This window comes from Phenylobacterium sp. (genome assembly GCF_036723115.1).
Taxonomy (GTDB): domain Bacteria; phylum Pseudomonadota; class Alphaproteobacteria; order Caulobacterales; family Caulobacteraceae; genus Phenylobacterium.
Window position 1 is genome coordinate 1 of record NZ_DAIMHV010000052.1, and the last position, 17,627, is coordinate 17,627.

The 17,627-nt window shown below is 70.1% G+C and carries 18 protein-coding genes; 9 read left to right on the plus strand and 9 right to left on the minus strand.

Annotation, left to right across the window (positions count from 1 at the left end; all coding sequences use genetic code 11):
- Window positions 1-323: 323 nt before the first annotated feature.
- Window positions 324-1,094 carry a class II aldolase/adducin family protein gene (locus V7D28_RS07490; protein ID WP_333586753.1) on the minus strand — a complete coding sequence of 257 codons (771 nt, stop codon included), beginning with the start codon at window positions 1,092-1,094 and terminating at the stop codon, window positions 324-326.
- 96 nt (window positions 1,095-1,190) lie between these two features.
- On the minus strand, window positions 1,191-2,714 hold the full coding sequence (gene glpK / locus V7D28_RS07495) for a glycerol kinase GlpK (RefSeq protein WP_333586754.1): 1,524 nt from the start codon (window positions 2,712-2,714) through the stop codon (window positions 1,191-1,193).
- A gap of 146 nt (window positions 2,715-2,860) precedes the next feature.
- On the opposite strand from glpK, the gene V7D28_RS07500 reads away from it, so the two are divergent.
- The 3 genes from V7D28_RS07500 to V7D28_RS07510 all read left to right on the plus strand — a co-directional run bounded on the left by V7D28_RS07500 (window position 2,861) and on the right by V7D28_RS07510 (window position 5,398).
- Window positions 2,861-3,994: a DUF2336 domain-containing protein gene (locus tag V7D28_RS07500; RefSeq protein ID WP_333586770.1), complete on the plus strand. Its 1,134-nt coding sequence runs from the start codon at window positions 2,861-2,863 to the stop codon at window positions 3,992-3,994.
- A 67-nt stretch (window positions 3,995-4,061) separates the two neighbouring features.
- On the plus strand, window positions 4,062-4,844 hold the full coding sequence (locus tag V7D28_RS07505; RefSeq protein ID WP_333586755.1) for an NAD kinase: 783 nt from the start codon (window positions 4,062-4,064) through the stop codon (window positions 4,842-4,844).
- A gap of 62 nt (window positions 4,845-4,906) precedes the next feature.
- Window positions 4,907-5,398 (plus strand): Hpt domain-containing protein, encoded by a 492-nt coding sequence (locus tag V7D28_RS07510; protein ID WP_442957907.1) that lies wholly within the window; start codon window positions 4,907-4,909, stop codon window positions 5,396-5,398.
- An 8-nt stretch (window positions 5,399-5,406) separates the two neighbouring features.
- Here V7D28_RS07510 and V7D28_RS07515 read toward each other — a convergent pair whose 3' ends face one another.
- Window positions 5,407-6,186 (minus strand): NUDIX hydrolase, encoded by a 780-nt coding sequence (locus V7D28_RS07515; RefSeq protein ID WP_333586757.1) that lies wholly within the window; start codon window positions 6,184-6,186, stop codon window positions 5,407-5,409.
- A gap of 55 nt (window positions 6,187-6,241) precedes the next feature.
- A complete protein-coding gene (locus V7D28_RS07520) occupies window positions 6,242-7,381 on the minus strand; it encodes a DUF2336 domain-containing protein (RefSeq protein ID WP_333586758.1) in 1,140 nt (379 codons plus the stop codon).
- 165 nt (window positions 7,382-7,546) lie between these two features.
- Here V7D28_RS07520 and V7D28_RS07525 point away from each other — a divergent pair, with 165 nt between their 5' ends.
- Together V7D28_RS07525 and V7D28_RS07530 are read left to right on the plus strand one after the other, a co-directional pair.
- Window positions 7,547-9,340 carry an ATP-binding protein gene (locus V7D28_RS07525; protein WP_333586759.1) on the plus strand — a complete coding sequence of 598 codons (1,794 nt, stop codon included), beginning with the start codon at window positions 7,547-7,549 and terminating at the stop codon, window positions 9,338-9,340.
- Window positions 9,341-9,423: 83 nt separating this feature from the next.
- The gene (locus tag V7D28_RS07530) at window positions 9,424-10,620 is read left to right on the plus strand and encodes a CaiB/BaiF CoA transferase family protein (protein ID WP_333586760.1); all 1,197 of its coding nucleotides are present in this window, start codon (window positions 9,424-9,426) and stop codon (window positions 10,618-10,620) included.
- 7 nt (window positions 10,621-10,627) lie between these two features.
- On the opposite strand, the gene V7D28_RS07535 is transcribed toward V7D28_RS07530, so the two are convergent.
- Window positions 10,628-11,452: a transglycosylase SLT domain-containing protein gene (locus V7D28_RS07535; protein ID WP_333586761.1), complete on the minus strand. Its 825-nt coding sequence runs from the start codon at window positions 11,450-11,452 to the stop codon at window positions 10,628-10,630.
- Window positions 11,453-11,524: 72 nt separating this feature from the next.
- A complete protein-coding gene (locus V7D28_RS07540; RefSeq protein WP_333586762.1) occupies window positions 11,525-12,535 on the minus strand; it encodes an NAD(P)/FAD-dependent oxidoreductase in 1,011 nt (336 codons plus the stop codon).
- 122 nt (window positions 12,536-12,657) lie between these two features.
- Between V7D28_RS07540 and V7D28_RS07545 the strand changes: the two genes are divergently transcribed.
- The gene (locus V7D28_RS07545; RefSeq protein ID WP_333586763.1) at window positions 12,658-13,176 is read left to right on the plus strand and encodes a CinA family protein; all 519 of its coding nucleotides are present in this window, start codon (window positions 12,658-12,660) and stop codon (window positions 13,174-13,176) included.
- A gap of 26 nt (window positions 13,177-13,202) precedes the next feature.
- Here the strand turns inward: V7D28_RS07545 and V7D28_RS07550 are convergent, their stop codons facing one another.
- A complete protein-coding gene (locus V7D28_RS07550) occupies window positions 13,203-13,847 on the minus strand; it encodes a TetR/AcrR family transcriptional regulator (RefSeq protein ID WP_333586764.1) in 645 nt (214 codons plus the stop codon).
- 162 nt (window positions 13,848-14,009) lie between these two features.
- Between V7D28_RS07550 and V7D28_RS07555 the strand changes: the two genes are divergently transcribed.
- Complete coding sequence (locus V7D28_RS07555; RefSeq protein ID WP_333586765.1) at window positions 14,010-14,168, plus strand: hypothetical protein; 159 nt, start codon at window positions 14,010-14,012, stop codon at window positions 14,166-14,168.
- Here the strand turns inward: V7D28_RS07555 and V7D28_RS07560 are convergent.
- On the minus strand, window positions 14,165-15,043 hold the full coding sequence (locus tag V7D28_RS07560; protein WP_333586766.1) for a TrmH family RNA methyltransferase: 879 nt from the start codon (window positions 15,041-15,043) through the stop codon (window positions 14,165-14,167). The genes V7D28_RS07555 and V7D28_RS07560 overlap by 4 nt on opposite strands.
- An 88-nt stretch (window positions 15,044-15,131) precedes the next feature.
- Here V7D28_RS07560 and V7D28_RS07565 point away from each other — a divergent pair, with 88 nt between their 5' ends.
- Together V7D28_RS07565 and V7D28_RS07570 are read left to right on the plus strand one after the other, a co-directional pair.
- Entirely contained in the window at window positions 15,132-16,388 is a 1,257-nt protein-coding gene (locus tag V7D28_RS07565) for a cytochrome P450 (RefSeq protein WP_333586767.1), read from the plus strand.
- A 106-nt stretch (window positions 16,389-16,494) separates the two neighbouring features.
- Window positions 16,495-17,169 carry a spermidine synthase gene (locus tag V7D28_RS07570; protein ID WP_333586768.1) on the plus strand — a complete coding sequence of 225 codons (675 nt, stop codon included), beginning with the start codon at window positions 16,495-16,497 and terminating at the stop codon, window positions 17,167-17,169.
- A 13-nt stretch (window positions 17,170-17,182) separates the two neighbouring features.
- On the opposite strand, the gene V7D28_RS07575 is transcribed toward V7D28_RS07570, so the two are convergent.
- The coding region (locus tag V7D28_RS07575) for a response regulator (protein ID WP_333586769.1) at window positions 17,183-17,627 on the minus strand (445 nt) is incomplete at its 5' end.

The following is a 17,627-nucleotide window of genomic DNA, read 5'->3' on the forward strand; positions in this document are numbered from 1 at the left end:
GGTCCCCCCGGACCGCCCGGTCCCTCATTGCCGCCGATGATGCGCAGGCCCCCGGCCACCATCATGATCACGAGGATGACGAGCGCGCCGGCGAGGAAGAAGTGGCGTCTGACCAATGCGGGCTCCGTCGCCCCGACTGGGGGCGGAATGGGGGTACGAGATTCCTGGAATCGAGGCGTTGGCTTACGCCGCGTCCAGTAACAGAACGATGGCGCTGCGTGTCAGCCCTGAAACACAGACGCCATCGCCCTTAATTCGAACAGAACGCCCGGACGGATGCGACCTTACGGTGAAGTTTTCCGCACGGCCCCCGGCAGCCGTGGTCAGGCGTCGTAGCCGGGCATCTCCCGATCGAGTCGGCGCAGGCATCCCGGCCAGGCGAGCTTGCCGCCGATCCCGCGGGCGACCTGGCTGCGGACCTCGTTCTGAGAGGCCTCGGGCGCGAACAGCACATTCTCCCGGCCAGCCGACAGGGCCATGACCTGCTGCTTGCAGGCGCGCTCCAGATAGAACATGCCGACCCAGCACTCGGCGGCGGTTTCGCCCACCGAGAGCGTGCCGTGATTCCTCAGCAACATCAGGGTCTTGTCGCCGATATCGGCCACCAGGCGCTCCCGCTCGTCGAGGTTCAGCGCAATGCCTTCATAGTCGTGATAGGCCAGCCGCGGCAGCACGATCAGGGCGTGCTGGGACAGGGGCAGAAGCCCCTCCTTCTGCGCGGCCACCGCGACGCCCTGGTCGGAGTGCAGGTGCATGACGAACTTGGCGTCCTCGCGGGCGTCATGGATCGCCGAGTGGATGGTGAAGCCCGCCGGATTGATGAAGTAGGGGGTGTCCTGGAGGATGTTCCCCTCCAGATCGATCTTCACCAGGGACGAGGCGGTGATCTCGTCGAAGAGCATGCCGTACGGATTGATCAGAAAGTGGTGATCGGGCCCCGGCAGCCGGGCGGAGATGTGGGTGTAGATCAGATCATCCCACCCATGGAGAGCCACCAGGCGGTAGAGGGCGGCGAGATCCACCCGCGTCTGCCACTCCTCGGCGCTGACCTTGCCTTTGAGGGACGTGATCACGCCCGCGGAACCATCGGCCATGGCGGCCTCCCTTTATGTCTTTAATCTTCGAGGCGGAGAGTCCTCCCCTCCCCGCCCCGCGTCAAGCATGGCGAAGCCGTGCGCGCCCAGGGCCGCTCACGCCGCGCCGGACGAGACCCGGGCCACGGCCGCCCGCCACCGGGTCCGCGCGGCCTGACGGGCGGGCGCCGAGCTCTGGGGGGCGGACGGGTCGGTCTGCGGCCGGGCGGCGGCGGCGGCCTCCAGCGAGGGGTAGAGACCCGCGCCGAGCCCCGCGAACAGGGCCGCGCCCAGGGCGGTGGTCTCTTCATAGCGCGCCCGGGCGACGGCCTGGCCGGTAAGGTCGGCCAGGCGCTGGGCGAACCAGGCGCTGCGCGCCATGCCGCCGTCGATCCGCAGCTCCGATCCGGCCTGGAAGGCCTGGGGCGCATCGGCCCGCATGGCCTCGATCAGGTCGGCGGTCTGCAGGGCGCAGGCGTCGAAGGCGGCCAGGGAGATCTCGGCCAGGCCCGCATCACGGGTGAGCCCGACGATCGCCCCGCGGGCCTGGGCGTCCCACCAGGGAGCGCCAAGGCCGGTGAAGGCGGGCACCATCACCACGCCGCTGTCGGCCCGCGCCTGCCGCGCCAGGGCCTCGGCCTCGGCCGGCGAGCCGACCTTCAGGCCCTCCACCAGCCACTGGATGGCCGCGCCGGCGATGAAGATGGCGCCCTCCAGGGCATAGGTGGTCCGGCCCTGGACCCGGGCGGCGACGGTGGTCAGCAGCCGCGCCTGGGAGACGGGCGCGAACTCTCCGGTGTTCACCAGCAGGAAGCAGCCAGTGCCATAGGTGGCCTTCATCTCGCCGGGGCGGACGCATCCCTGCCCCATGAGCGCGGCCTGCTGATCGCCGGCTACGCCGCGAATGGGCACGGCGCGCCCCAGGAATTCCGGCGCGGTCTCGCCGAAATCGCCGGCGCAGTCGCGCACTTCCGGAAGCAGGGCCTGCGGGACCTTCAGCAGGTCGAGCATGGGCCGTGACCAGGCCTGGCCCCGAAGGTCGAACAGCAGGGTGCGCGAGGCGTTGGTGGCGTCGGTGGCGTGGACCGCGCCGCCGGTGAGCTTCCAGATAAGCCAGCAATCCATGGTCCCGGCCAGCAACTCGCCGGCCTCGGCCCGCGCCCGGGCGCCGGGGACATGGTCCAGCAGCCAGGCGATCTTGGTCCCGGAGAAATAGGGATCGATGAGCAGGCCGGTGATCTTGGTCACCTCCGCCTCGGCGCCGGCGTCCTTCAGCGCCTGGCAAGCCTGCGCCGTGCGCCGGTCCTGCCAGACGATGGCCCGGTGGATGGGCGCGCCCGTGGCCTTGTCCCAGATCACCACCGTCTCGCGCTGATTGGTGATGCCGATGGCCGCCACCTCCGACATCTGCCGGCCCGCGCCGCTCACCGCCTCCCGCAGCACGTCCACGCTGGCCCGGAAGATCTCTTCGGCGTCGTGCTCCACCCAGCCGTCGGCAGGGTAGTGCTGGGCGAGCGGGCGGGAGGCTTCGCCCAGGGCGTGACCCGCCTTGTCGAAAAGGATGGCGCGGGTGGAGGTCGTGCCCTGGTCCAGGGCCAGGATCAGCGGCTCCGTCGCCGGACTTTGTCGGGAATCAGCCAATGTGCCTTAACCTCTCAAGATCGGGGCCGCCGGGACGAAGTGACACAGGCGACTGCGACACTTTGGGTGTACCCATTTAAGCATGTCTTCACTTGGCCCCCGCAGATTTCGCAGGAACTCGCGTTGGGCCGGAGGTCGTTTTGAACGTGGTCGCCAAGACCGAGGAGCTCCTCCATCTGGCCAAGAGCCGCTCTGCGGGCGACCGTGAGCGACTGCTGCTGGCGGTCGTGGAGCTCTGCGACGCGGCCGAGAGCCGGCAGATCATGTCCGCCCCGCCGGTGCAGGATCTGCTGAACTCCATCTTCATGAGCCTGGTGGTGGAAGCTGAGCGGGACATCCGCCGCAGGCTGACCGAGAAATTGGCCGCCGTCGACTGGGCGCCGCCGGGCCTCATTAACGTCCTGGCCCTGGACGACATCGAGATCGCCCGGCCGGTCATCGCGCTGAGCCCCGTCCTTCAGGACGCCGACCTCGTGCGTCTGCTGGTGGAAGCCACGGTGGAGCACCAGATCGAGGTGGCCAGGCGTCCGGGCCTGGGGCGTCCCGTCGTGGCCGAAATCCTGCGCCAGGCCGAGCCTGCAGTGCTGACCGCCCTGGCCGGCAACACCCAGACGGCCCTGGACAGCGGCGACATGGCCGCCCTGGTCAAGGCCTCGCGCCGGGTGGCCGCCCTGCGCTCGCCCCTGGCGCGCCGGCCTGAACTGACCGAGGATCTGGCCCTGCAGCTCTATGTCTGGGTCGGCCAGTCCCTGCGCCAGAGCCTCTTGACCCGCTTCCGGCTCGATCCGGCCGTGCTGGACCGCGTGCTGGCCGAGGCGGTGGGCGAGGCCCATTCCGCCAGCGCCCCGTCTTCGGACGGCGGCGGTTCCGCCGCCGTCGTCATGGAGAAAGACGATGAGCGCGAGCTCATGGAGACCCGTCTGCTGGCCAAGCTGGCGGCGGCCGGCCAACTTCGTCCCGGCTATCTGCTACGCGCCCTGCGTGAGGAGCGGCTGAGCCTGTTCGTCGGCGCCCTGTCCACGCTCGGCGGGTTTCCGCCGGAGCTGGTCCGGGCGGCCATCGACAGCGACCGCCCGGAACTTCTCGCCCTGGCCTGCGCGGCGGTCGGCATCGACCGCAGCGTCTTTCCCACCGTTCTGGAGCTGGTGCGCGCCATCAATGGCGGCCGCCCGGGGGGCGGCGAGGAAGGCGCCCGCCGCGCGCTCAGCGCCTTTGGCCCGTTCTCGCCCCAGATTTCCTCGGCCGCATTTCGGCAGGCGGTGTCGTCCCTGGTTCGTTGAGCCGAACCGGGACGTGGAGCCTCTTGGGATTTGACAAGCCCGGCGCGCTTCCGGCTTGTGCGGCTCCATGTTCAAAGCCGAACCCTTCGTGACTCGGGTGGCCTTCGCCGCCAGCGACCGGCCCGAGGCGCAGGACGCGCTCAAGGCGCTCACCAAGCGCTATGGCCAGACGCCCGAGGACCAGGCCCAGGTGATCGTCGCCCTAGGGGGCGACGGCTTCATGCTGGAGACCCTGCATCGCAACATGGGGGCGCCCAAGCCGATCTACGGCATGAACCGCGGGTCCGTCGGCTTCCTGATGAACGAATACAGCGCCGATGATCTGCTAGAGCGGATCAACGCGGCCGAGCGGGCGGTGATCCACCCCTTGAGCATGGTGGCGGTGGACGCGCGCCGGCGCCAGCACCGGGCGCTCGCCATCAACGAGGTGTCATTGCTGCGCCAGACCCGCCAGACGGCCAAGCTGCGGATCTCCATCGACGGCAAGGTCCGGCTGAACGAACTCTCCTGCGACGGGGCCCTGGTGGCGACCCCGGCGGGCTCGACGGCCTACAACCTCTCAGCGCATGGCCCGATCATTCCCCTGGACGCCAAGGTCCTGGCCCTGACGCCCATCAGCGCCTTCCGCCCCCGGCGCTGGCGCGGGGCGCTGCTGCCGCACGGGGCGCGGGTGAGCTTCGAGATACTGGAGGCCGACAAGCGCCCTGTGAGCGCGGTGGCCGACAATTTCGAGGTTCGCGACGTGCTGGAGGTTCACGTGGCGGAGAACCGGGACATCAGCCTCGTCATGCTGTTCGACGCCGGGCGGAGCCTGGAGGAACGGGTGCTGGCCGAGCAGTTTTCCGGCTGATCCCATCTCATGCCTTGTTAACGACTGCGTCCTACAGTTGCGCTTAAGCATCCCAGAAGGAGATGGTCGTGAGTCAGCCGCAAACCGGTCAGGTCATTCAGGTTCCCAACACCCTTCGCCTGCGCGTGGGCGGCCGGTTCGGGGCTGTGGACGCCGGGGCCATCGCCAAGGCCGAGGCGGCGCTCAAGAGCCTGTCGGGGAACTTCGCCGCCTGGCTGCAGGACGAGATCACCAAGCTCGAAACGGCCCGCTCGCAGGTCAAGACCCTGGGCGCCACGCCTGAGACCCTGGAGACGCTCTATCTGCGCGCCCATGATCTTAAAGGCCTGGGCGCCACCTATGAGTTTCCGATCATCACCCGCATGGCCGCCTCGCTGTGCAAGCTGATCGACGACAAGGACAAGCGCCTGCAGGCGCCCATGGTGCTGATCGACGCCCATATCGACGGGATCAAGGCCGCCGTGCGCGACAGCATCAAGACCGACGACCACCCGGTGGGGAAGATCCTGGTCGAGGAACTGGAACGCCGCGTGGCGGCCTCCGGCCTGGTCTGACCCAAGCCCTACATGCCCGGGACGAAGGGCTCGGCCACCGCGCCGTAGCCCGCCGCCTCCGGCAGAACCAGCAGGGCGCCCCCCTCTTGCCGCCGAATCTCCGGCTCGACCGCGATCCTTGGCCGCAACCGCGCGGCCTCGATGGCGCCGTCTGAATTCCGCGCCTTCGCCAGCAGTTGCAGATTCATGCGGGTGGGAAAGACCACCTTGCGACGGCCCTCGGCCGCATCGGCCAGGGCCGCATCGGGCGCGATCCAGCAGGCGTCCACAGTCTCACGGCCATCGCACACCGCCAGCTGGCCTTCCGGCGCGCGCGCCACATAGAACCAGGTATCGAACCGCTTGGGCGTCACCGGCGGGGTGATCCACCGGGCGAAGATGTCGAGGGCCGCCAGGTCGAGCCGGACGCCATAGCTGCGCACCACCTCCAGGAACGGCGTCTCGCCCCGGTCCACCGACGCCCTGAGGTCCAGGGGACAGGGCTCGATTTCCAACGGCCGGCCGTCGAGGTCGCGGGCCAGGAGCAGGCCGGCCTCTTCGAAGACCTCCCGGATGGCGGCGATGCGCAGGGCCTGCTGGTCCACCCCGTCGCCGGCGGCGATGATATGGCCCTGCCAGGCCTCGTCATGATCGCCGGCGTGGGTCTTGCCGCCGGGAAAGACCAGGGCGCCGGAGGCGAAGTCGATCTGGTGGTGCCGCTGCACCATCAGCACCTCGTAACCTGGCGCGTCGCGCAGCAGGATCAGGGTCGAGGCGGGTCGAATCCCGCCCTCTTTCGGCGTTTCCATAGGTCGGACCTTGGCCTGGGCTCTTCAGCCTGACCAGCCAGGTTTTTTGCGCGGCTCAGGCGCTCAGCACGGCCTCCGCGGGGCGCTCGGCCAGGCGGTCCATGCGCTGCAGCAGATAGTCGGCGTCCTCCCGGCCGCCCACATGGGGCTGGGTGAGGAAGCGCTCCAGCATCTTCTTCTGGAACCGGTCGCGGTCCCGGGTCGCCCCCTCCATCTCCATGGCGTGGAAGGTGTCCACGCCGGCGCGGAAGGCCGGGAAGAGTCGGGCCGGCAGCCCCGCCCGCTCATAGATGGCCTTCAGACCGAGCGGACCGGCGTCGTGGATCATCAGCCAGGTGCGATGATGCGGCACGCCTGCGAGCTCCGCCAGGCCCCACTCGAAGAAGGCCATATGGCCATGGGCCAGCCCCCGCAGCAGCAGGGAGGCGGTCAGGCGTTCGTTGCGGTTCAGATGGGCGACAAAGGCCTTGAGATCCGCCGCCCGTCCGGCCTGATCCACCAGGTCGACCGTGGCCCGCTCCTTGGCCCCGGTGGCGATCTGCAGGGCCAGTTCCGGGGAAACGGGATGATGGGTCAGCAGATGGTCGCGGACCTGGTCGCCCACCAGGTCGATCAGCTTCTCGGTGATGGCCAGGGGCAGGACCTGGCGATAGGCCACCGCCGCCAGGACGCGTTCGGATTTTTCGAACCGGGCCAGCACCTCGGCCAGGGTGCTGTCGGCGAATTCGGCGTTGTCGTTGGCGCAGGCCACCTCGACCGCCCGCTCGACCCCGTTCTCCACGATGGCCTTGGTCACCCGGCGCGAGAGGCGGGGCCGCTTGGCGATGGCCACCTGGCGCACCGGCCCGCCCAGGCGGACGATCTCGGCCAGGTCGTCGTCGGTGAAGGCCGGAGAGAAGCTGAGGATCGGCTGGCAGACGCTCTCCACGTCCCGGGCCAGCTTCAGGGCCACGTCGCGGGGGATCAGAGGCGAACTGCGCAGGGTCACCGCCAGGGCCCGGCGCACCAGTTCGGCGGCGTCGTCGGCCATGACACGGAGGATTTCCTGAGCCAGGGCGCGCTCGTCATCCCCCAGGGGCTGGGTCTCCATGCGTCGGCACAGCTTGTGGGCCACCAGGGCGCGCTCGTCGGCGGTGGCGCCGCGAACCAGGGTGCGGATGTCGTCTTCGGTCAGCGCCGCCCGCGTCGTCGTCATGCGCCCTCCCTCGCGCGGGGCTCCCATCCCGCCCCATGACAATGATTGGTTAGGCTTAACGGAGCGTTGCACCGCCGCCTGTGGATTAACGCTGTTGCGTAACCCCCCGCCAACCCTGACCCACTACCTTTGCGGGCGTCGCCGCCAGGGGTTTTGTCCGTGCATATGAATGCCGATTCTCAGAGGTTCGCCCCCCGTGGCGGACAATCCCTGACGCAGCAGGCGCTGGAGGCGCAGACCGCCCTGCTGCCCTACGCCCTGGCGACCTTCGCCGTCAGCCTGCCCATCTATGTGTGGGCGGGTTCGCACGCGCCCAACGCCGCCTGGATGACGGCCAGCTTCGCCCTCTTCGCCATCGGTTGTGCGGCCACCTACGCCGCCGTGGGTTGGCTGCGCAGTCCCGCTGCGGAGGATCTGCGCCTGCGGGCCCGGGTCCATGTGCTGGTAGGCCTGATCTGGGCCGGTTCGGTGGGCCAGGTGGCGGCCTTCGCCGACGGCGCCGGACCCATGCGCGATGTCCTGATGATGACCGCCGTGGCCGCCTCGGTGGTGTGCATCTTCTTCACCGCCCCCTGGCTTCCGAGCCTGCTGATCGTCGGCTCGACGGCGGCGGCCGGGCCGCTGGCGGCCCTGTTCCTGGGTCCGGGGGCGGAAACTCTGGCCACCGTGGCCTGGGGGGCCGTGGCCCTGGCCTTCGCGCTGGCCCTGATCCTGAACCGCATCCTGCGCCGGCAGTTCGCCATGGCCAGCGAGCGCGAAGTGCTGATCGCCGACCGGGCGGGACGAACCGAGGAGGCCAGCCGCCTCGCCAGGTCCAAGTCCGACCTGGTGGCCACCCTCTCGCACGAGATTCGCAACGGCCTGACGGGGGTGGCCCATGTGCTGGCCTCCGCCGCCGGCCGCAACGGCCGGGCCGCGCCCTCGCGGGAGCAGCTGTCGGCGGCCCTGGACGCCGTCAACGACCTGATCGCGGTGCTCAACACCACCCTGGACTCCGAAACCGCCGAGGCCGGCCGCCTGGCGGTGGACATCCGCCCCGTGGACGCGCCGGCCCTGGTGCGCGACCTGGTGCTGCTGCACAGGCCCCATGCGGGCGCCAAAGGCCTGGAGATGACCTTCCACGTGGCGCCCGAGGTGATGGCCCTTGGCGGGGCCGCCCTGGGCGATGCTGCACGAGTGCGCCAGATCCTGGCCAATCTGATCGGCAATGCGGTGAAGTTCACCCTGCGCGGCCGGGTGGAGGCCCGGGTGGAGATGACCGAGGCCGGGCGACTGGCCATCGAGATCGCCGACACCGGTCCTGGCCTGACGCCCGAAGAGATGGACCGCGCCTTCGAGGCCTTCCACCGGGTGGAGCGCACCAGCGCCGGGGTGCCGGGCGCGGGCCTGGGCCTGTCCCTGTCGCGGCAGCTGGCCCGGCTGATGAACGGCGAGCTGAGCGCCACGAGCGCGCCGGGGGTCGGCAGCTGCTTCCGTCTCGAGCTGCCCTTCGATCCGCATGGGGCGCCGCTGGCCGAACCGCAGGACGAGGCGCCTCTGATGGAGGCTGGCGGCGAGCCGCGCCGGTTGAAAATCCTGATGGCCGAGGACGACGCGCTCAACGCCGCCATGATGCGCGCGGTCCTGGAACAGCTGGGCCACCAGGTGGTGCACGCGGTCGACGGCCGCCGCGCCCTGGACCTGGCCAAGGTGTGCGAGTTCGACCTCGCTCTGATCGACGGGCGTATGCCGGGCCTGGATGGGCCGGAGACCACCGAAGCCATTCGTCAGCTGGAGGGGCCGGCCCGCCACCTGCCCATCATTGCGGTGATCGGCGGCGACGCCGACGAAGCCGTCGCCTGCAGCCGGGCCGGCGCCGACACCGTGCTGCGCAAGCCGGTGAGCGTGACCGCCGTGGCCCGCGCCGTGGCCGACGCCACCGCCCCTGAGCGCCAGGGACTTCTGCGCCACAGCGCCTGAACGCCCTTTCCACCCCGCCTCCACCCCGCCAGTATCGCCCCCACAAGGCGTGCCCACGAAGACGCCGGCGGGAGGATTGAAGCGTGTTGTTGAAGGGTCTGAAGGTGGTGGAGTTCGCCACCTACATCGCCGCCCCGGGCGCGGCGGGCATTCTGGGCGACTGGGGCGCCGACGTCGTCAAGATCGAGCGCCCCGGGGGCGACGACATGCGGCACGTCTTCGCCGACGCCAAGAGCGAGCTGGGCGCCAATCCCACCTTCGAGATGGACAACCGGGGCAAGCGCTCGGTGGTGCTCGACATCTCCAAGCCCCAGGGGCGCGAGGCCGTGGCCCGGCTGGCGGGAGAGGCCGACATCTTCCTGACCAATGTCAGGCCCGCCGCGCTCGCCCGGGCGGGCCTGGACGAGGCCAGCCTGCGGCCGGCCAATCCACGCCTGATCTACGCCCTGGTCACAGGCTACGGCCTGGAGGGACCGGACGCCCACAAGCCGGGCTTCGACGTCACCGCCTTCTGGTCCCGGGCCGGTGTGGCGCGGATGACCACGCCCAAGGGCGAGGATCCCTTCCTGCTGCGCACCGGCTTTGGCGACCACATCACCTCGCTGGCCACCACCTCGGCCATACTGGCGGCGCTCTATGAGCGGGAACAGACCGGGCGGGGCCGCCTGGTGCAGACCTCGCTCCTGGCCACGGGGGTCTATACGGTGGGCTCCGACCTGGCGGTTCAGCTGCGCTTCGGGCGGCTCGCGTCGAACCGCTCGCGGCGGGAGCCGCTGAACCCTCTGGCCAACTTCTTCCAGAGCCAGGACGGGCGCTGGTTCGTGACCAATCCCCGCGGCGGATCGGTGGACTGGGCCGCCATGACAAAGGCCGCCGGTCGACCGGACCTGCAGGATGATCCGCGCTTCGCCTCGGGGCGCCTGCGCAAGGAGAATACCGCTGCTTTGACGGCCGAGTTCGACGCGGCCTTCGCCGCCCTGCCCTGGACGGAGATCACCCGCCGGCTGGACGAGGCCGATCTGGTCTGGGCGCCGGTTCAGACCCCCGCCGAGGTGGCCGCCGACCCGCAGGTGGAGGCGGCCGGGGCCCTTGTGGAGGTGGAGGACGGCCAGGGGGGAAGCTGGCCCTCTCCCGCCGCCCCGGCCCTCTTTCCCGGTGTGCCGCAGGGGCCGCGGCCCGCGCCGCCCGCCTTGGGGGCGCACACCGCCCAGGTGCTGGCGGAGATCGGCTACTCACCCCAGGAGATCGCCGCCATGGTGGAAGCCGGCGCGGCCGCCTGAGGGGGCGTCAGCTCCCTTCCCGCGCCTCGGAGAGCAGGCGGAGCATTTCGGAGGAGAACATGGAGCCGCCCAGGCGCGCGCCCAGGCCCTGATCCTCCGAGCCCTGGGAGCCGCGCAGGATCAGGTCCACCAGAGCTTCCTGCTGGCGCAAGACTTCGGCGCGGCGGGCTGAGGCGTACTGGATGAAGCCGCTGTCCTGGGCCTCGCCCCCCCGCGGGCCGATCGCCTCGCCCGCCCCGCCGGTGCGGGTGAGATTGGCATAGACCTCGGCCACGGTGGCGGCCCGGCCGTCCTTGTAGAAGATGGGCCGGTTGGCGCGGGCGGCGTCAGGGAACAGGGTCGCGGCGCTGGCGCCTGGCTGGCTGCGCACCGCCTCGATCAGCCGCGCCGAACCCTGCGGCCCCAGAAAATGGGCGGCGTAGAGTTCGCCGGCCGTGGGCTGGCGGCCCACGCGTCCGCGCAGATAGGCCGCATGGTCGGTGGCCAGTTCGCCGGCCATCAGCGAGGCGGCGTGCGGATCGAACCTCAGGTCCATGACGGTCTTGCGCGCCTCGGCGCCGGGCACGCGGTAGCGGCCGTCAGATCCCCTTTCGATCAGCTCGGCATAGCGGGCATAGCCGTACTTGGCGCCGTGCTGCTTCAGCGTGGCGAGCCAGGTCTGCTCCACGAACTGGAAGAGGCCCGCCGCCGAGGAGGTCCGGGCCTTGGCCTGGGGGTTGTAGCCGCTCTCCCGGTGGGCCGTACGCATGAGGAAGGTGAAATCGACCCCCGTCGCGCTGGATGCGCGCTGGATCGCCGTCTCGACCGCGCCTCTGAGGCCCTGAACCGTCATGCCTTCTCCCATGGCGCGGACATGGTTAACGGCCCGCTAACCACGTTCGCCGAGGGCGCTCTCCCTCGGCGCTCAGGCGGCGAAGCGGCGGGGATCGAGCGCCCGCGCCCAGGACCCTGGAGCCCGGTCCAGCACGAGGTCGGCGATCAGCTGCGCCGCCAGGGGCGCGATCAGCCAGCCATTCCTCCGGGCGCCGGCGCAGATGAACGCGCCGGAGACCGAACGCCCCACGAGCGGCAGGCCGTCGGGGGCGGCCGCCCGCACGCCCGCCTGAGCCGTCCACGGCCAGACGCCGATTCCCGGAAAGCTCTGCTCGGCCTGGGCGGCCAGGGCCGCGGCCACGGCGGGGGAAACCTCGGCCGTCGCCTCGCCGGGCTCCATGGTGGCGCCGATGAGCAGGCCCGCCCCGGCCGGGGCCGCATAGGCCCCCGCCCCTCGGATCACCGGACCCCCATAGGCCGGGGACTCGCAGACGAGGATATGGCCGCGGATGGGCCTTAAGCCCGCAAGCTCCGGCGCCTGGCCCGTAAGGCCCTCCGAGAGACCCCCGGCCAGCACCAGGGCGTCGGCGTCCGAAGGCGGCAGGGGCTCGGCGACAAAGGTCACCCCCAGGTCCCGCGCCCGGGACGCCATGCTGAGGATCGAAGCCTGCGCCTCGATCCGCCAGTCGTCCAGGGTCAGGAACCCGCCCCCCATGCGCGCGGAGATTCCCCCCGGCAGCGGCGGCAGGTCCGCCCGCCCCAGCGGCTGCAGGGCCAACCCGAGCGTCGCGGCCTGTCTGCTCAGCCCCTCCAGCCGGGCCTCGTCGCCCACCAGCACCGCGCCGGAGCGATCGAGATCGAGGCCGAAGGTCTGGGCGAAGGCGGGCCAGGCGTCCCGAGCGGCGCTCAACAGGGCCAGGTGCGGGGCGGCGGCCGGATCGGTCAGGGCCTCGCTGGCCGGAGCCAGCATGCCGGCGGCGACCCCCGAGGCGTTCTGGCCTGCAGGCGCAGGGTCAAAGACGCGCACCCGCACGCCCGCCCGCGCCAAAACCAGGGCGCAGGCCAGGCCCAGGACCCCGGCCCCGGCCACATCGACTCTCATGGGCGTGCTCATGGGCCTAAGCACCGACCCGCGCGACGGAAATCAAGGGGAACAGAGGCGCCCGCCACAGAGTTTGACCCTCCCGCGGCATCCGCGCCCTCCAGACCGCAAGCGAGCGTCCCATGGCCGAAGCCCTGTCCCTGGCCGTCCCTCCCGAACTTGACGCCCTGGCGCGCCAGGTCCTGGAGCTGGCCTGTGCGCGGGATCTGAAACTCGCCAGCGCCGAAAGCTGCACCGGCGGGATGCTGGCCAGCCTTCTGACCGACATTCCCGGCTGCAGTCACGCCTTCGAGCGCGGCTTCGTCGTCTATACGGAGGCCGCCAAGCACGAGGTGCTGGGCGTTCCGGCCGACATTCTGGAGCAGGACGGGGCGGTATCCGCCCCCTGCGCGCTCGCCCTGGCCCGCGGGGCCCTGGAGCGCTCTAAAGCCGATCTCGTGGCCGCCATCACCGGATTTGCGGGCCCTGGGCCTGGACCGAAGGACGAACCCGGACTTGTGCACTTCGCCACCGCGCGCCGACACCGGGGGCTGCGCCACCGGGTGGTCCATTTCGGCGACGTCGGACGGGCGCGCATCCGACAGGGCGCGCTGGAGGTGGCCCTGGAGATGATGCGCGATGAACTCGAGCCCGCCGCCTGAGTCGTGGGCCAGGACCTGAACACGCTTTAACGGCGACCGAAGAGCAGCTCCAGGCCGAGGATCACGTCCTCCATCAGCTCATCATCGCCGGACCGCTCGGCCAGCCTCAGGGAGGCGGCGCCATGCGCCGAGGCCCAGACCGCGCGGGCGATCTTCTCGATCTCCGCCGGGTCCTGACGGGCCGGCAGCGCCACCGCCACCGCAGAGGCGAGCACGGCGAAGCAGCGGTCACGCGCGCCCTCCACCCGCGGATGGAGGGCCACGGCAGGTTCAAACATCAGGGTGAACAAGGCGGGCTCGTCGCGGGAAAAGGCGAAATAGGCCCGCGCCAGGGTGCGGATGCGCGAGCCGGGCTGGGCTTCGGCCTGGGCCTGCTTGAGGCTTGATTCGAGTTCCTGGAAGCCCACGGCCGCCAGCTCCGCCAGAAGCTCGGCCTTGCCCTCATAGTGGTGATAGACCGATCCCGGCGCGATGCCCGTGCGCCCGGCCAGGCTGCGCAGGTTGAGCTGAGCCAGGCCCTGCTCGGCCAGAATGGCGCGGGCCTCCTCCAGAAGCTGGGCCCTCAGATTCCCCACATGATAGCGGCGGCGGGCGGCGGCGTCGGACCAGACCATGGGCGGCGGATCATCCCGGACACTAGAGAGATCGCAATTGGGCGCCACATTGGCCATGAAGTCCAGTCTCAGCCCCCCGCGCCACGAGCGCCGCTCAGGACTGAGACGGATTGGCGCGGGGGGCCTCAAAGGACTCGCGTCCCAGGGGCGAACACCTATCTCTTGCGGAACCAGGCCGTGAAAAGCGGCGTTGCAAGACGCAACAGGAGGAACACGCTTATGGCTCAGGCCTTCGCAAGACACGGGCAGGCATCGGGCGGCCACATCGCGGTCATGCCCCGCAGCGATCACTGGACGGCGCGGGAAACCGTTCTTTTCACCGTCGCCGCCTCGACCCTGCTGTGGATGGTTGTTCTGCGCGCGCCGGCGCTGTTCTAGGCGTTGCGAGCCGCCGCCATGTGGTGGAGCACGATCCCGCTGGTGGTGGCGACATTCAGAGAATCGAACCCTGCGGCCATGGGAATGGCCAGGGTTTCGCCCAGCGCCTGACATCGGCGCAACACCTCGGCCGGCAGGCCAGGTCCTTCCGCCCCCAGAAGCACGGCCGCGCGCGAAGGCGGCGTCCATCCGGCGAGCACCGAGGCCCCCGACGGGCTGAGGGCTGTGGGCGTGAGGCCGGCCTCGATCAGGACGCTCACCAGATCATCCCCCGGCGCCAGGCGGGCGAAGGGCGTCTCAAGAGCCGCGCCCACCGACACCCGCAGCGCCTTCCGATAGAGCGGGTCGCAGCAGGTGGCGTCCAGCACCACCGCGTCCACGCCGAAGGCCGCGGCGTTGCGGAAGATGCCGCCCATATTGTCGTGGTTGGAAATGCCGTGCAGCGCAACCACCAAGGCCCGCTCCGGCAAACCCGCCAGCAGCGGCCGGACCGGCCGATCGACCCGCCGACCCAGGCCCAGCAGCCCCCGGTGGATGGGAAACCCGACGATCTCATCCATCACCGACTGTGGGGCCACATAGACCGGCAGGGGTTCGGGCGACGAATCTGCTGTATGGCCCGGCGGGCTAGACCCGCCAAGCTGCGCCATACCCTGCTCTAGAATGGCCTCCATTCGCTCGGCGCGCCCCTGGGCGCACAAGAAGGCGACGGGGCGATGGGCGGGCGAGCGCACCAGCCGGCGCAGGACCACCTCCCCCTCGGCGACGAACAGGCCGCGGCGGCCCACCAGGTCGCGTTCCCGAACCTGGGTGAAGGGTTCGATGCGCGGGTCGTCGGGGGCGCCGACCGGGATGAACTGGAACTCCGCCGACATCAGGACCCGCCGGTAAGGGGGTCGCGCGAAAAAGTTGACGCCTGCGTCATCTTTCGGGTATCAAGGGTCAAAATCTGGAGGATTCCCCATGGCGGACGGTTCGGTTGATATTCTGAAGGATGCGCGGGCCAAGGCCTACGCCACGCCCCTGGCCGAGCTGAACCCGGCTCAGCCTGCGTTGTTCGAGTCCAACACCATGTGGCCCTATTTCGAACGGCTGCGGAAGGAAGACCCGGTCCACTTCACCGCCGAGAGCGAATACGGCCCCTACTGGTCGATCACCAAGTACAACGACATCATGGCCGTGGACACCAATCATCAGGTGTTCTCCTCCGAGCCGGGCATCACCATCGCCGATCAGGACGGCGAAGAGGGTCCGCTGCCCATGTTCATCGCCATGGACCCGCCCAAGCATGACATCCAGCGCAAGACGGTCAGCCCGGCCGTCTCGCCGGCCAACCTGCAGATCCTGGGCCCGCTGATCCGCGAGCGCGCGGCCAAGATCCTGGACGAGCTGCCCATCGGCGAAGAGTTCGACTGGGTCGACAAGGTGTCGATGGAACTGACGGCCATGACTCTGGCCACCCTGTTCGGGATCGACCAGAAGGACCGCCGCAAGCTGACCTACTGGTCCGACGTGGTCACCGCCGTGCCCGGTCATGGCCTGATCGACACCATCGAAGAGAAGATGCAGATCTTCCTCGATTACCACGCCTACTTCACCGAGCTGTGGAACCAGCGGGTGAACGCCGACCCCACCGGCGACCTGATCTCCATGCTCGCCCATGGCGAGGCCACCCGGAACATGTCCCCGCGGGAGTATTTCGGGAACATCGTGCTGCTGACCGTGGGCGGCAACGACACCACCCGTAACACCATCACCGGCTCGGTCCTGGCGCTGAACCAGAACCCCGACCAGTACAAGAAGCTGCGGGAGAACCCGGGCCTGATCCCGTCCATGGTCTCCGAGACCATCCGCTGGCAGACCCCGCTGGCCCACATGCGTCGGCGCGCCACCCAGGACTTCGAGTTCGGCGGCAAGCAGATCAAGGAAGGGGACAAGGTCGTCATGTGGTACGTCTCGGGCAACCGGGACGACGAGGTGATCGAGAACCCCGACTCCTACATCATCGACCGGGAGCGTCCGCGCCAGCACATCTCCTTCGGGTTCGGCATCCACCGTTGCGTCGGCAATCGTCTGGCCGAACTGCAACTGCAGATCATCTGGGAAGAGATCATGAAGCGCTTCCCTGACATCCAGGTCGTGTCCGAGCCCAAGCGCGTCTATTCGACCTTCGTGAAGGGCTATGAGTCCATGAAGGTGGTCATTCCCTCGCGGATCTGACCCGCCTCTCGTCGCGCGCCGCAGGCGAGCGACACCCGAAAGCCCCGTCGCTGAAGCTTCAGCGGCGGGGCTTTTGCGTTGGGGCGTGGCGGCCTAAGACCACAGCATGAAGCCCTGGATCTGTCTCGACACCGCCCAGATGCCCGACGACGGCGGCGAGTTGCGCCTGATGCGCAGGGACACCGAATTCTCCATCATGGCCGGCGCCATCGAGCTGATGAACAGCCGCCTCTCCGGCTCCGAAGAGGCTCTCGCCACCTTGACCTGGGAGCGCCTGGCGCCGCGCCCTGCGCCGCACATCCTCATCGGTGGGCTCGGGATGGGCTTCACTCTCAGGGCCGCCCTGGCCGCATTGCCCACTGACGCCCAGGTGACGGTGGCCGAACTCGTGCCGGCGGTGGCCGCCTGGGCGCGCGGCCCCCTGGCCGGGGTGTTCGGCGGCTGCCTGGACGATCCGCGGGTGGCGATCCACCTGGGCGATGTGGGGCCGCTGATCGCCGAGACGCCCGCCGCCTGGGACGCCATCCTGCTGGATGTGGACAACGGCCCCGAGGGCCTCACCCGCCGGGCCAATGACGCCCTCTATGACCTGCCGGGCCTGGCAAGGGCCCGGGCGGCTCTGAGGCCGGGGGGCGTGCTGGCCGTCTGGTCCTCGGCCCCCGATGAAGGCTTCACCCGCCGTCTGCGCCGCAGCGGTCTGGCCGCCGAGGTGCTCCGCGTGCCCGCCCGCAAGGGCGGCCGCGGGGCGCGACACGTCATCTGGCTCGGGGTCAAGCGCTGAGCCCCGGCGGTCGTCAGGCCGCCAGCACCGCGTTCATGGCCTCCACCAGCCGGGCGATCTCGATAGGCTTGGGCACCACCTGATCCATCCCGCAGGCGGCGTATTCGGCCACCTGGTGGTTCAGGGCGTTGGCTGTCAGGGCGATGATCGGGGTGCGCGGGCGCCCCGTCCGCCCCTCCTCGGCGCGGATCCGCCGCGTGGCTTCCAGACCGTCCATGACCGGCATCTGGGCGTCCATCAGGATCAGGTCCCAGGCCTCGCGCCGCCAAGCGTCCAGGGCGGCGACCCCATCGCTGACAAAGGCCGGCTCCACACCCATCTGCCCCAGCAGGGTGGCCAGGACGAGCTGGTTGACGCTGTTGTCTTCCGCCGCCAGCACCCGCAGAGCCGGCATATCCGCGGGACCCTCCGCGCCCTGGCCCGCCACAGACGGCGCCGCGGGGGGCTGGGCGCTCACG

What these genes read in the sequence shown, in the direction of transcription:
- V7D28_RS07490 (WP_333586753.1), bottom strand. Translation starts at nt 1,094, where the DNA reads ATGGCCGATGGTTCCGCGGGCGTGATCACGTCCCTCAAAGGCAAGGTC.
- V7D28_RS07505 (WP_333586755.1), top strand. Translation starts at nt 4,062, where the DNA reads ATGTTCAAAGCCGAACCCTTCGTGACTCGGGTGGCCTTCGCCGCCAGC.
- V7D28_RS07510 (WP_442957907.1), top strand. Translation starts at nt 4,907, where the DNA reads ATGGTCGTGAGTCAGCCGCAAACCGGTCAGGTCATTCAGGTTCCCAAC.
- V7D28_RS07515 (WP_333586757.1), bottom strand. Translation starts at nt 6,186, where the DNA reads ATGGAAACGCCGAAAGAGGGCGGGATTCGACCCGCCTCGACCCTGATC.
- V7D28_RS07520 (WP_333586758.1), bottom strand. Translation starts at nt 7,381, where the DNA reads ATGACGACGACGCGGGCGGCGCTGACCGAAGACGACATCCGCACCCTG.
- V7D28_RS07525 (WP_333586759.1), top strand. Translation starts at nt 7,547, where the DNA reads ATGAATGCCGATTCTCAGAGGTTCGCCCCCCGTGGCGGACAATCCCTG.
- V7D28_RS07535 (WP_333586761.1), bottom strand. Translation starts at nt 11,452, where the DNA reads ATGACGGTTCAGGGCCTCAGAGGCGCGGTCGAGACGGCGATCCAGCGC.
- V7D28_RS07540 (WP_333586762.1), bottom strand. Translation starts at nt 12,535, where the DNA reads ATGAGAGTCGATGTGGCCGGGGCCGGGGTCCTGGGCCTGGCCTGCGCC.
- V7D28_RS07545 (WP_333586763.1), top strand. Translation starts at nt 12,658, where the DNA reads ATGGCCGAAGCCCTGTCCCTGGCCGTCCCTCCCGAACTTGACGCCCTG.
- V7D28_RS07550 (WP_333586764.1), bottom strand. Translation starts at nt 13,847, where the DNA reads ATGGCCAATGTGGCGCCCAATTGCGATCTCTCTAGTGTCCGGGATGAT.
- V7D28_RS07555 (WP_333586765.1), top strand. Translation starts at nt 14,010, where the DNA reads ATGGCTCAGGCCTTCGCAAGACACGGGCAGGCATCGGGCGGCCACATC.
- V7D28_RS07560 (WP_333586766.1), bottom strand. Translation starts at nt 15,043, where the DNA reads ATGTCGGCGGAGTTCCAGTTCATCCCGGTCGGCGCCCCCGACGACCCG.
- V7D28_RS07565 (WP_333586767.1), top strand. Translation starts at nt 15,132, where the DNA reads ATGGCGGACGGTTCGGTTGATATTCTGAAGGATGCGCGGGCCAAGGCC.
- V7D28_RS07570 (WP_333586768.1), top strand. Translation starts at nt 16,495, where the DNA reads ATGAAGCCCTGGATCTGTCTCGACACCGCCCAGATGCCCGACGACGGC.